The following is a 13,318-nucleotide window of genomic DNA, read 5'->3' as shown; positions in this document are numbered from 1 at the left end:
ACTATTACCATCCTTCTCGTCGTTCGCAACTGGATTCTGGTCTTGCCCACTCCATTCGGAACCCCAATCGTCATGAACATTCAACTCTCCTCTGCTTGTGGAATTTTGGTTACTCTATCGTGTCTTATTGCTCAAACTGGATTCGCTCAGTCCTCGCTACAAATTGGCAATGGCAAGATGATCATCCAGTCCAGAGCCGGTGCATTAGAATTGAATCATGGCAGTCAGGCTCTCCCTTCGCACAATTTGCTCCGCCAAACTTTAAAGGATCGCACCGCAGGTTGGACAATGGAACCCTATTCAACTTCTCGCTCTTCTTCAGTGCAGCGATCGTCGATTACGCTTTCTGCTGTGGCACTCAAACAGCCCTGCCAACTAACGATTTTAGCCCCAGGCGCAACTCTAACTGGGCAGGTAAAAGTTGACGGTAAAACAATTCGAGTATTGAAGGGCAGCACATCTTTTAATCTTTCTCCCTATTTATCTAAGGGTGTAAAAACTGTTGAGATTAGTGGTCACTCCTCTTCTACTAATACACCGATTCAAGTCAAGCTTTCGGCAGTAGGAACGCAAGTAACGCAACAGACAAGTGGTAATGGAAAATTAAATTATCTCTTAGTCATTACTGTTCGATAGCATTGTCAAAAAGCGTAAATAGCAGCGTAAAAGTATTGTAAGTATTGCTTTCCACTGATACTCATTTCAATTTTTAGACCTATTAGGGCGATGAAACTCGAACCCTTTGGAGATAACCGTGAAGTTCTTTAAGCAGCGCCATACTCAAGCATTAGTTCTCACCACAATCGGGCTAATCTGCGCTGAGTTGGCTACTACAATCAGTCCTGTCCAAGCTCAAACCGCATCTAGCAATCAAACGAGCGCGATCGGCAGTAATTCTGCGTTCAATCAGATTGTGCAATCTAACCCGCAAGTGCCTGTTAATAATTCAACATCTAACTCGACATCTGTGAGTATTCCGATCCAGCCGTTGCAGATACCTAATGCTTACGTCAACTCAGAAAACGATTTTGGTATGAACTTATCGGTGGGTGTCAACACAGCAGAGGCATCGAACGTTACAGTTTCTTTCGGTGTGATTTATCAGCCGGGTCGCTCCGAGGATCATCGATCGCGAATGACTCGATTACGTAAGGAAACTGAGATTTTGGAAGTTAACAGAAAAACGAGTGAAGCAAGTTTAGCACTACTGCAAACGCAAATTCAGGAGGCGACCCTCCGGCTACAGAAGTTGCAATCGCCTTCACCCTGATGAGTTACGTCAGTCCTTCAACGGTTTCTGGTATTTAGTTGAGCAAATTAGCAAGAGCGATCCTCCGGAGCTTGGCGGAGCCAATCGCGCCGATGGTCAGAATGAATCCACGAATCCGCAATCAATATCGTTGCAACTAATCCTTAATATTCAGCTAATACAATAATGTTGTCCTGAGGAGAAAAGGTGATGAGTTGATCTTTTTTCGATGAATTTGATTCACGTGCTAATTCTTCCCACCTATGAGATGGGTTTTTGTGCTTTAAATAGCAAGCTTCATACACACGCTCTCTCATTCAATTCTCAGCGATCGCTCACTCTGTGAATAGAGTAGGCAAGTGCCATAAACGAGATGTAGCGCGATTGAATTGAAATGACAACAATTCAAGAATCTTTGATAAAAACATTCCTCCGATCAAAAGACGTGATGGCAATCCGAACGTAAGCAGAAATCCACCTAAAAAGTTTGGCTGTGCCGAGCGGAATCGGAACTTTGCTAAACAAAATAACAGCAAACAGATTTCCAGAGGGCAACATGCCTCCGAACCCTAAAACGGACTGAACTCGATATGGCCGTACAAATTCTTCTTGAGCAGGAATGTACGGGCTGCCGATCGCGTTAGCGACATAAAAGACGTTAAAGGCTTTGTGGGTTGACTTTGTAATCAACGTTGGCGATGGTTCGATCACCGTACTGACATCCAACCCAAACTGCTGAATTAGTTGCAGAATCATAGGAGCGCGATTTACAAAGTCTTCGTCTATTAGTGGAATAGCCTGATGACCAATCGAGTCTTGCCTGAGATTCCAATAAGGCTCTTCCCCTGCTGTTGCTAGCAAAGTAAGACATTTGGTGGCTCGAAGAATAGGACGACCCTTTAGGATTGCCTGAGCCGCTTCTTGAAGATCTTCATCTAGGTCCCCGTAAGGATGAGTTTTAAAAAACCGAACGAGCGTACAAGCTTGTTTGCCAGTCTTCCGATCAGTTAGATTTTCATAAAGATAGCGGACAATTCGACCCGCCGTTTCTTCCATGCTTTGGGATCTCTCGTCCATGTTGCGGAGTTTAACCGCACAGCGCTGCATGTCATTTTGGGTAAATGTTGCTAGATCGTACATTGGATTTAATAGCACCTTAACCTTGCTCAACATCCCCTAATGCAACTATAAGCGGCTATCTCAGGACACTTTTTATACATACATTTCAAGAAATATTGACAGTCTTCAGCGGAACCTGAATAAAGGTGCTCAAAGTATAGTCTCTAAATACCTCGAGACTTTACGTAGTGATGCTTTAAGCCATTGATGTTCTTGTCTATGAACTAACTACAATTTGTTTACGCAACACTCGCAAAGTACTTAAAGTTCAAATATAAGCGATACTTACAGTCATGAGTGTTCTTATGTACAAGCACCCGATCGCGCTTCGGATCGCCTTCATCGCCCAACAGTAGCTTTCTGCTCTGTAAGCGGCATGAGGCACCAGCCGATCGCAGCCACAATTGCTAACAAACTTCCAGCCAGAATCAACACTAGATTGGCACTCGTTAATTCTGTAGCAACCCCCGCAACCAGTAATCCCGACAGCCCTGCCGCATAGCTGATGGCAGTTTGGGCAGTAAACACTTGTCCCAAAATTCTACTTGGTGTCGTCTCTTGTAGAACGGTCTGTTCCAAAGGATTTCCAGCTCCTAGCAGCAATCCGCCTAGCGTCACCGAAATCATTAATGCGATCGATGTGGTTGCCATTGCACAGAGCAGGACTGAAACTGCGGTTAGCAGCAAGCCACTGTAATATATCGCTGAACGGGATAACCATTTGGTGAGCGTGGCATAGGACAATGCACTGAGGGTTGCTGTCATACCAAATAGGGACAGACAAATACCCAATAATGCGGGATTAGCAAAGGTTTGAGTGGTTAAAACGGGAAGCAACAGCCCGAGAAACGGCAACAGCACAAAGTTGAGAGCAATTCCGCTGATTGCCAGCGATCGCAGTTGGTGATGCTGAAAAATAAAGCGAATTCCTGCAACGGGATCACCACTTTCGCGTTTCAAGAACCGTTGATGTGGACGAGGAATGAAGATTAGAAACAACACAGCGCAGAGAAAAAAGCTAGCTGCATTCACAAAGAATGTACTAACCGTTCCAATCAAGCTGATTAAAACTGCTCCTACAACTGGGCCTAAAAGATCTGCACCATTTTCTAAACTGCCCCGATAACCATTCATTTTTTCTAGTGGAATGCGGGCGAGTTTGGCAAACTTGGGAACTAGTGTGTGACGAGCAGATGTTGCAGTTGGATCAAATAATGCACCGATGAACACTAACAAGAAAATGATCAAAGGTGATGCTGAACCGAACCAAATAAAAACCAATGGTAGCAATAAAACTGAGATGCCACTTAGAACATCAGCCGTGACGCTCACTCGCCATGCTCCAAATCGATCGATTGCTCTTCCACCCACAAATGCAGCGATGACAACCGGAATGATATTACCTGCTACAGCGATACCAGTTGCGATCGCTGAATGAGTAAATTGCAACACTAAAATTGGAATAGCGATCGCAGCAATTTGATTGCCAACTTGAGAAAGAAATTCAGCCGCAATTAAGCAAATGAGAGGAAAAGATTGGCGCTTTATAGACATCATTCAGCGTTTGTAGGACGCCAATCTGCTCGATTCAAGCGATACACAAAGCAATCATCGTCACCAAATTGGCGGCGATCGATACGCTGGAAACCAAACCGTTCGTAGAAGCGGTGAACGCGAGCGTTGCTGACCAGCGGATCAACGAGTACAGCCATCACCTCTGGGTTAGCAAAACATCGAGCAAGGGCAAGCTGCATCATTTTCGTTCCATAACCTTTGCCTAAATCAGTTTCTTCGCCAATCCAGATGTCAATCGCACGAAGATTTGCAGCGATATCTCCCCAATAGTGACTCTCCTCACGGGCTGGATCAATAATCTGGATAAACCCGATCGGACGACCGTCGATCTCAGCAATCAGTTGTTCTCGCCAATCAGGAGTGCGATCGAGTTCTACCTCCCAGTGCCAATCATCATTTGGGTCTGAGGCAATCACATGAGGTTGTTCATCCCAATGTTGCAGGAGAACTAAATCATTAGAGGTGGCAGGGCGGAGGTTCACCATAAAATTAATGCTTTTGATAATTTGCTGATAATTTTTGGTAGGAGCGCGATCGCATTGCCATGAATGTCACAATCAGCCCGATCAATCCGGTGACTGTAAACAGAAGTGCAATTCCCCGAGCGGCACCAGTGCCAAACCAACTGCCGATGAGATCAACGCCTGCACCTGTTGTCATGAACGGGATAAAAATAAATTGGGCAATCGGCCCAATCATAAAAGCGGTCAGCGGGGATGCTGCCTGTTCGATGCTTTGGGCAAACCCGAACACGCGACCCTGGCGCTCAAGTGGAATCACGGCTTGGATAATAGTCTGCTCTGATGCCTCAACGACAGGAATCAGGCACAAGTAGATGAATAAACCGATCGCCAGTAATACGATCGATGCCTGAATCGTGAAGAACATTGCGATGATCCACATAACAATATTCGCTAGAAACAGCGTTCTTAACGGGCTTTTTCCCAAACCTACCTTAGCAACAACCAATCCACCCACAATAAAACCTAAACTCAACAGCCCCCACAACGCACCCCACATTTGTACAGAAACCAGTGATAAGCCATAGGCATCCATCAGAGACATGAAGACTCCGCCCAGGAAGTTGTTGAAGCAGTTGAAGAAAATAAGTCCGAACAGTCCAGGAACAAGATGAACAACTCGAATCGTTCCGCGAATATCAATGTGATTGGTTTGATTTTCCACATGGACAATTCCCTTCTCAGGAATAGCGATCGTTACTAAATGGAGAATCGCTAGAATCATCAGACCAATCGCAAACACAAGCATCCAGTACATACCAAGGAATCCGATCGTCATTCCACTAAAGATCGACGCAATGAGGAATGATACACCGTTTGTAGTGCCTACCAGACCATTCGCTTTGTCATGTTTTGCTTCAGGAATCAGGATGGTCACAAGGGTGGGTAGAGCGATCGTGCGAATATTACCCGCGATCGCTCCTACTAAGGCAAGCGTAATAAATATCCAGAGCACAACACTAGCAGGATTAGTAAAGGCAGAGGATGGAGTCGAAACAAAAATGATATAGGCAAGGATATATAAAATAAGGGAGCAAATACTTGAAAGCAGCATTGCTGTTTTCTTTTTGTAGCGATCAACCAAAGACCCCAGGAAAAATCCAGAGAGGGCAACCGTTAAAAGATACACGCCTGCCATAACTGACATCGCTAACACAGACTTCGTTTGCAAATACACCCAAAACGTGACCGCAAACCAGACAAAATTATTGGTCAGCGAGGCTAACAGTGAGTTTGCTAGAACAGCATAAAAAGTCTTTGTCATTCGCTAACCTCTCAATTTCTCACTGCCTTTCTTTTCTAATAATTAATCTTAGAGATTTACTGCTGTGGGACTGCATCGGTCATCCACTAAACCAGTCGAAATACACCACCGTTTAGATCAATAAAACGAATCATCCTTCCCAGCGATGACGTGATCAACAGTGCAAGCGACATAGTAGTTGAGTTTACGCATACTCAATTCCTTTCATTAAGTAAGGTGAATTTGTTGACCGCTAACGGCTTCATTATTGACAGTGGCGATTACCCCGAAGGGAGAGCGGCTTCACATCGCACATGCGCCCGGACAAAACCATATAGTGATATGGAATCGAATGCGTAGGGTTAGAAAACCGACTTCTCTATTGATACTACATCATACTACAAAATAGGTAAAGAATGCGGGAAACCTGTTAGGAAATTTAACCTGTAACTGATTTTACCAACGGCTATACAGTGCGTGGACTCGCATTGCATATTGTTTATGGAAATATACGGAAAAAGTCCAATGATTTGATAGTTAGGTAATTGATTGCCTTTAAAGAAAAGCAGTCTAAAGAGATTTAGGCTGAGACCACCTTAAACTTCTAGACTGAGGCTACTTTAAAGAGGTAAAAGTAGTTGAATAAAGCTGGAGGTAGAGCCATCATCTTTTAAATCTCTTTCATCTCTAACATTTTTAGAGATCAAAAAAGAGTTAAGCATATTCGGTTTCCGTGATGCTTTAGCTAGTAATTTAAGCTGGTTTAAAGAAAACTTCTCAACATCTTTGCTCGTTAGCCGATTCCCTTTAGAAACATTTTCGTATGCTGGAAGCCAGCGTAGATTCTCAATATTCCAACAAGCTTCTATCTCAACCTGTCTCCTAAAATCAAAAAAACTTTGAGGAATGATGTGATCAAGATGATGTCCTTTTGGACGTACTCCTAATTCTTGATGAATCTCTGATGCCACTTGCCCAGAAAAAGTTGTTATTGAAAATGGTTTTTGAGCTTCTTGTCGCTTTAAGTACATGTAAATTAACCCAGCAACTCCCTTTTTTATTAGATTAATTGCTCGTTGTTCCTGGCTAGGCTTCATTCCAGCACAATACGGACATCTCACTCCTTGCTTAAAGGCGCTCCAAACAATTGAGTGTTGATGTCCTTCAGGACAAATATATTTCATATGCGTAGATGATTTTTTGTATTCATCCAGCAGTTCATATCCATCAGCAGCAAATGCTAACTCAACGTCTTCATGTCGAACAATTTTTCCTTTGCATTCTGGACATCTACATCCACATTTGAATGAATACCAGGTAGTTGAATGGCGATGACCTTGAGGACAAATGTATGGAATCTTATCAGCAGATTTTTGATATTCTCCTAAAGGAGTGTAGCCAGCAGAAATAAAAAACTCTCTAACAATTTCAGGATCAACAGATGGTTTATTACAAACAGCACATCTACATCCTGAGCGAAAGTCAGCCCATGTAATGTTGTGTTCGTGTCCTTCTGAGCATATAAAATCTAACTTCTCAGTGTTATTTTTGTTGTATTGAGTTAACAATGTATAACCTTCAGCCCCAAAAGCATCTTTGACGTACTTGCGGGTCACAACTCTTTCCGTACAAATAGCACACCGATGTCCTGCATTCCAGTTATCCCAAGATATTGAGTATTTGTGTCCTACTGGGCAAATAAAACGAAGCCGCTTTTTTTTTGTTTTATACTTATCTAATAATTGATATCCCTCAGTCTCAAAAGACTGCTGCACTCGCGCCTGTGTAACAGGTGCAGCGTTGGCGCAGTAAGCGCATCTATATCCTGAATCGAAATTTGTCCAGCTTATTTCGTGTCTGTGCCCCTTTGGACAAATGAAGCGCATTAAAGTATGAGCATCAGTGTACTCATCTAATAATTGATACTCCTCAGCTTCAAAAGCAGCATGAGCCTTAATAGCAGTATTCTGTTTCCTGGTTTTTCCTCGCTTCACTTTTGCACATTCATTACACCGAACTCCATTTTTAAACGATGCCCAATCCATTTTGATCTGATGCCCTTCAGGGCAGAGACAGTCCATTCGAGTCAGATTGTCTTGATAGCGTTCTGCCAATAGCTGGTAGCCTGCATCCTCAAAGGCTTTTCTTACAACACTTTCAGGTGTTCGACGTTTGTCTGCTCTTATAAGCTTTGCGCATTCGGGACATCGCTTCCCAGACTTAAAACCGCTCCATCTCATTAATACTTTATGCCCAACAGGACAGACAGCATGCATTTTACTATGGGCGTCTTCGTACTGGCTGAGCAGCCTGTAACCCTCAGCCGAAAAGCTAGATGAGATCTCTGTATGAGTCTTCTTTTGCACAGGAAGCAGAACCTATAAAATAGGAGAATTTACAAGACTGATGTTCGTTTACTATTATTTTAGTACAAAAAAACTAGTATTTTTAATTACTTCAACCCTTTAGTTTAGAGTTGCCTAACACTGCATAGCAGCAGGGATTAGAAAGCTGCTTCTAGAGTTGTAAAGTTATCTGCCGCCACACAACTTTGCCGCTAACCCACGTAAGCTACAAAGGCAAGGTTGTTTAATTTGCTCTGTAAGCTGTTGGGGTCATGCCCGTAAGTTGGCGAAACTGCTTACTCAAATGACTGTGACTGTTAAAGCCACACTGGAAAGCAATCTCCATAATTGATTGATCGGTTTGCTTTAACAATTGTTTTGCTCGTTCGATGCGTTGCTGAAGCAGATATTGATAGGGAGTTGTAGCGATCGCTTGCTTAAACAAATGACAAAAATGAAATTGGCTTATATCCAGCAATGCAGCTAGATCTGCTAGTTTAATTTCCTGATCTAAATGGTCGTTGATGTAGTCCAACACTTGCACCAGTTGACGCTGAGACAAGCCACCTTCATAAATAGGCACATGAGGTTTTGCAGTCGCATATTGTCGGAGCAAATGCACTGCCAGGACATTTGAGAGCGATTCAATATAGAGCCTGCTGCCTAGGTTTTCTTGTTGGAGTTCAGCCAGTAACATCATAGCGATCGCTTCAAGCTGTGGATCGCGCATCCGAAACTCAGAAAGTAGTTCAAGTTGGTCGGGATTTTTGTCCAGAGTTTCTCTAGCGACACTTTCGACAAAGTGAGCGGCAATCCGAATCTCTAAAAAGTGATCCTCATCCTCCCAGCGGGCAAAAAGTGGCACTTGAGCCGGTGTGATGGACATATCGCCTTTCCCATACAGTCCCATATGCGTCTTGCCTCCTCTGATATGCAGAGAACGAACGGGACGAGCTGCCAGTGATAGACAAATTGCGTGTTCATCGCTAAAATGGCACGTTGCCTCACCAGGTGGATGGCGAAATTGGTTAACTAGAATATTTTCCCAGCCCTGGTTTTGACTCGACAAAATGGGCAGATAATTTGTTTCAGCCTGATGGTTTACTGGAATCTCCACAATGCCATCCCAACTCGTCTTGTTCTGATTGTATGCATTTCTACAAAATATTAACTCGCATTGCAAAAACTCATCCCAAGAATTTGATAGTGCCACAAGAATCAGATAGCTGGAGGATAAAGCATTTTTCTAAGCTAACAATGTCTTTAGAAATCAATTTGTCAGCCAGGAGGAACAATGGCACATCTACTGCACATTGATGCAAGTCCACGTGGGGAGCGCTCCCATTCTCGCCGCATGACTCGTGAGTTTGTCGAACAGTGGAAACAGCAGCATCCCAACGATACGATCGCTTACCGAGATGTTGGACGCAATCCAATTCCTCATGTCGATGAATCTTGGATTGCGGCTGCTTTTTCACCACCCGATCAGCATACTCCACAACTTCAAGAAGCCATTCGTCTCAGCGATCAACTTGTAGACGAATTCTTAGCCGCTGATATCTATATCATTGGTGTTCCAATGTACAACTTCAGCGTCCCTAGTGGATTCAAAGCGTATATCGATCAGATTGTGCGGATCGGACGAACAGTTGACTTTGAACCCAACAATGTTGTCAATGCTTATAAGCCGCTAGTGCTAGGCAAGAAAATGTTTATTATCGAAGCACGGGGAGATTCTGGGTTTCAACCTGGTGGACGTTACGAAAAGATGAACCACCACGATCCCTATCTCTTAACCGTCTTCGGATTTATGGGTATTACGGATATTACCTTTGTTCATGTAGAGAATGATGAGTATGGCGGACAAAAGTTAGCAGATTCGATTACAAATGCTCGTACCAAAATCACTGAGCTAATTGCTACATAAATTGAGCAGTAATTCGCAGGAGGTTGTATGGCAACGGTTGACTACTTATCTTTCTCACTGAAACTGATTGCAGCACTTGGTTGTGGGCTGATTGCTGGAGTTTTTTTCGCCTTCTCGACCTTTGTTATGAAAGCTTTAGCTCAACAGCCACCAGCACAAGGCATTGCTGCCATGCAATCCATCAATATCACGGTGATTAACCCTTGGTTTATGACTGCGTTTCTGGGCACGAGCATAACCTGCATGATTCTAATTGTCTTTTCGCTGATTAAGTGGCACTACCCTAGTGCTGCTTATTTGCTCGTCGGCAGTTTACTCTATCTGATTGGTACTTTTGGGGTCACGATCGCCTTTAACGTCCCACTCAACGATGCATTAGCAATTGCTAAACCTAACAGCACAGAAGGCGCAAACCTCTGGGCCAAATACCTGGCGAACTGGACGTTCTGGAACCATGTGCGGACGATCGCAGCACTGGCAGCCGCCGCATTGTTTACGCTGGCGATCAGTAAATAATTCAATCCAGCAAAATTGTCAGTTGTCCTTTGTCATTGGTCATTTGCAAATACAGCAATGACAAAGAGCCTCCCAATTACCCCTTGACATCCTTGAATAGTACGTTTAACCTAATAGTTAATTAACTGCGCAGTTAGATACTCTTTCCCACCCTAAATGTCCACTGATCAATTAAGCGTTACCTTTGCTGCCCTGGCTGATCCGACCCGACGTGCTATCTTGGCTCATCTGGCTCAAGGTGAAGCCTCCGTAACTGAGCTGGCTCAACCCTTTGCCATGAGTCTACCTGCGATTTCTAAGCATCTCAAGGTGCTAGAGCGTGCAGGATTAGTTACCCGGAGTCGAGAGGCGCAATGGCGACCCTGCCGTTTGGCGGCAGAACCACTTAAAGATGTGGATCATTGGCTTACCCAATACCGCCAATTCTGGGAACAGAGTCTTGATCGCCTGGACGACTATCTTCAGGAATTACAAGCAGAGGAAAAGAAAAAAGGTCGCAAGCATAAGACATAGATTACGATGCGCGCGATCGCACAGAATAACGCCACCGCTCTACTTCAAGGAGAAACACAATGGTGAAACAAACTGGCTCTACGGGTACAGAAAGCGATCGCACAATTACTATCACTCGTATCTTCAACGCACCGCGAGAGCTAGTGTTTAAAGTATGGACAGACCCAAAACACATTGAGCAGTGGTGGGGACCCAAAGGGTTTACAACTCGTGTGCTTGAACTAGATCTGCGTCCGGGTGGGCGATCTCGTTATGTCATGGTCGGCCCTGACGGCACAGAGTATCCGGGTAAAGGCGTTTTTCGTGAGATTGTTCCTCCTGAACGCATCGTTACCACTGATGAATTTGGTGAAGGCTTCGATAAAGTGATGGACGCAGATCTGCCGCAGGGCATGGTGGTAACAGCACTGTTTGAAGAGTTAGACGGCAAGACGAAACTGACGCTCCAAATTGTGCATGAGTCTGCTGATGATCGGCGCAAGCACGAAGAAATGGGTGTTGTTGCTGGATGGAACTCCAGTTTCGATTGCTTGGACGAATACTTAGCAACGCTGTAGAAGGCGCTAGAAACAAAGAGTTCAGGATGAATTCAGGTTGGATAAATTGGAGCATCATCCAGTTCAGTTTGCCATGCGATCGCTTAAAACTAGTAAGGAGAAATACCATGCAAGTCGTTCAAAAAATCACTCCATGTTTGTGGTTTGATGATCAAGCCGAGGAAGCCGTTGAGTTCTATACCACTATCTTCAAGGACTCAAAAGTTGTGAACATTTCTCGGTACGGAGAAGCTGGATACGAAGTCCACGGAAAACCAGCGGGGACAGTCATGACAGTGGCATTTGAACTGAATGGGCAAGCATTTACTGCGCTCAACGGTGGTCCGACCTTCAAATTCAACGAAGCCATCTCGTTGCAAATTATGTGCGAGACCCAGGAAGAAGTGGACTATTACTGGGAAAAGCTAACTGAAGGTGGGGACGAAAAGGCACAGCAGTGTGGCTGGCTGAAGGACAAATACGGTGTTTCATGGCAAGTTGTTCCCACCATCTTGCCAGAAATGCTCAACGATTCCAATTCTGAAAAATCTCAGCAAGCCACGGAAGCAATGCTTCAGATGAAAAAGATTGACATTAATGAGCTAAAGCAATCGATCAACTTGTGAACGCACCGATCACTGATGTTGATGACCGTCATGATGCTTGGCAATCTTCACTGACCGAGATTCGCCATCTCCAAACTTCAAATCCTGTTGTGTGTCTTTTTCGCTAATTAGCAAAGCCGCACTCATGCATCCTCTAATACATCATTCATAGAACTGCTCAGACTTTGCGAGAGTGATGGTCGCCTGCGCGCGGCCGAACAAGCTTTAACTGGAATATCGAGCCGTCTAGGGATGACTCACAGCAATTTCAACGCGCTTTGTGGTCTTTCTCAAGATAGATTTTTCTAGTTAACAGATAAAATATAGTACTATTGTACTGACTCAAGGTTTTGAGCCTCAAGGTTCTGAATAGCCTCATTACGTCACGCGGTTCCTAGCTTCTTGGGCAGTTTTGTCCAGGGAGTAACAATCTGTACTGATCACGTTCCTTAGTCCTTCATTCAAGGAGTACACCATGAAATTGAACCCCTACTTGATGTTTAACGGTCAATGTGAGACAGCGTTTAAGTTCTATGAGCAATGCTTGGGTGGAAAAATCACAGCGATGATGACTTACGGAGAAGCACCGGAGCCAGCAGTGGTCGAACAGACACCACCAGAATGGCGCAGCAAAGTTATGCATACTAGCCTGACGGTTGGTGACCAAGAATTGATGGGTTCTGATAGCCCACCCGAATACTACGAAGAAGCAAAAGGATTTTCGGTATCGATTAACCTAAACGATTCGGCAGAAGCAGAGCGCATCTTTCGCACATTGGCAGAAAATGGAAAGGTGCAAATGTCGCTTCAGCAGACCTTTTGGGCTTACCGTTTTGGAATGCTAGTTGATCAATTTGGTACCCCGTGGATGATTAACTGCGATCAGTCCACCTAACCATCCAAATGCAACAGAAATCCAGGCACGCTGAACTATTTAAAGGAGGATGGAGAAGGTGGAAAGGATGATGTCAAAGGGCATCATCCTTTCCACCTTCTCATTTTTGTGACACAACCCATGTACATGAGATAGCTTGCCAGACCAGTAGAATTAGAGCCGGTTGATAAATGAACAGCAAAAATTAGAAGTTAAGTCTTTCCTCATCCCCTCTCTTTTCTAGGGCGAACGCATACGTTTCTTCATAATTTGCGGGAAGGTTTAGAAGGCTGAG

General features: G+C 44.2%; 14 protein-coding genes. 8 read left to right on the top strand and 6 right to left on the bottom strand.

Translation table 11 applies throughout. The features are described from left to right. Positions 1-72 precede the first annotated feature (72 nt). Together AC5JLB_RS22055 and AC5JLB_RS22050 are read left to right on the top strand one after the other, a co-directional pair. Positions 73-636, top strand: a complete 564-nt coding sequence (locus AC5JLB_RS22055; RefSeq protein WP_495875974.1) for a hypothetical protein — start codon at positions 73-75, stop codon at positions 634-636. Positions 637-754: 118 nt separating this feature from the next. Next, positions 755-1,270, top strand: a complete 516-nt coding sequence (locus AC5JLB_RS22050; protein WP_495875973.1) for a hypothetical protein — start codon at positions 755-757, stop codon at positions 1,268-1,270. A gap of 384 nt (positions 1,271-1,654) precedes the next feature. On the opposite strand, the gene AC5JLB_RS22045 is transcribed toward AC5JLB_RS22050, so the two are convergent. The 6 genes from AC5JLB_RS22045 to AC5JLB_RS22020 form a co-directional block, all read right to left on the bottom strand. Then, positions 1,655-2,389, bottom strand: a complete 735-nt coding sequence (locus AC5JLB_RS22045) for a hypothetical protein (RefSeq protein WP_495875972.1) — start codon at positions 2,387-2,389, stop codon at positions 1,655-1,657. Positions 2,390-2,707: 318 nt separating this feature from the next. Beyond that, positions 2,708-3,925 (bottom strand): MFS transporter, encoded by a 1,218-nt coding sequence (locus AC5JLB_RS22040; RefSeq protein WP_495875971.1) that lies wholly within the window; start codon positions 3,923-3,925, stop codon positions 2,708-2,710. Next, positions 3,922-4,428, bottom strand: coding sequence for a GNAT family N-acetyltransferase (locus tag AC5JLB_RS22035; RefSeq protein ID WP_495875970.1), 507 nt, complete (start codon positions 4,426-4,428; stop codon positions 3,922-3,924). Before AC5JLB_RS22035 ends, AC5JLB_RS22040 begins: the two co-directional genes overlap by 4 nt. A 4-nt stretch (positions 4,429-4,432) precedes the next feature. Continuing rightward, the gene (locus AC5JLB_RS22030; protein ID WP_495875969.1) at positions 4,433-5,728 is read right to left on the bottom strand and encodes an MFS transporter; all 1,296 of its coding nucleotides are present in this window, start codon (positions 5,726-5,728) and stop codon (positions 4,433-4,435) included. Positions 5,729-6,327: 599 nt separating this feature from the next. Beyond that, a complete protein-coding gene (locus tag AC5JLB_RS22025; protein ID WP_495875968.1) occupies positions 6,328-8,073 on the bottom strand; it encodes a hypothetical protein in 1,746 nt (581 codons plus the stop codon). Between the two features lie 223 nt (positions 8,074-8,296). After that, complete coding sequence (locus AC5JLB_RS22020; protein WP_495875967.1) at positions 8,297-9,169, bottom strand: AraC family transcriptional regulator; 873 nt, start codon at positions 9,167-9,169, stop codon at positions 8,297-8,299. A gap of 177 nt (positions 9,170-9,346) precedes the next feature. Here AC5JLB_RS22020 and AC5JLB_RS22015 point away from each other — a divergent pair, with 177 nt between their 5' ends. The 6 genes from AC5JLB_RS22015 to AC5JLB_RS21990 all read left to right on the top strand — a co-directional run bounded on the left by AC5JLB_RS22015 (position 9,347) and on the right by AC5JLB_RS21990 (position 13,044). Further along, positions 9,347-9,979 carry an FMN-dependent NADH-azoreductase gene (locus AC5JLB_RS22015; protein WP_495875966.1) on the top strand — a complete coding sequence of 211 codons (633 nt, stop codon included), beginning with the start codon at positions 9,347-9,349 and terminating at the stop codon, positions 9,977-9,979. A 27-nt stretch (positions 9,980-10,006) separates the two neighbouring features. Continuing rightward, complete coding sequence (locus AC5JLB_RS22010; RefSeq protein WP_495875965.1) at positions 10,007-10,495, top strand: anthrone oxygenase family protein; 489 nt, start codon at positions 10,007-10,009, stop codon at positions 10,493-10,495. 156 nt (positions 10,496-10,651) lie between these two features. Further along, a complete protein-coding gene (locus AC5JLB_RS22005) occupies positions 10,652-11,008 on the top strand; it encodes an ArsR/SmtB family transcription factor (RefSeq protein WP_495875964.1) in 357 nt (118 codons plus the stop codon). A gap of 59 nt (positions 11,009-11,067) precedes the next feature. After that, on the top strand, positions 11,068-11,565 hold the full coding sequence (locus AC5JLB_RS22000) for an SRPBCC domain-containing protein (RefSeq protein ID WP_495875963.1): 498 nt from the start codon (positions 11,068-11,070) through the stop codon (positions 11,563-11,565). Positions 11,566-11,672: 107 nt separating this feature from the next. Further along, positions 11,673-12,170 carry a VOC family protein gene (locus AC5JLB_RS21995; protein WP_495875962.1) on the top strand — a complete coding sequence of 166 codons (498 nt, stop codon included), beginning with the start codon at positions 11,673-11,675 and terminating at the stop codon, positions 12,168-12,170. Positions 12,171-12,624: 454 nt separating this feature from the next. Beyond that, positions 12,625-13,044: a VOC family protein gene (locus tag AC5JLB_RS21990; protein ID WP_495875961.1), complete on the top strand. Its 420-nt coding sequence runs from the start codon at positions 12,625-12,627 to the stop codon at positions 13,042-13,044. Positions 13,045-13,318: the final 274 nt, after the last annotated feature.

It is taken from the genome of Myxacorys chilensis (assembly GCF_059505265.1).
This window is presented reverse-complemented; position numbering and strand designations above follow the sequence as displayed.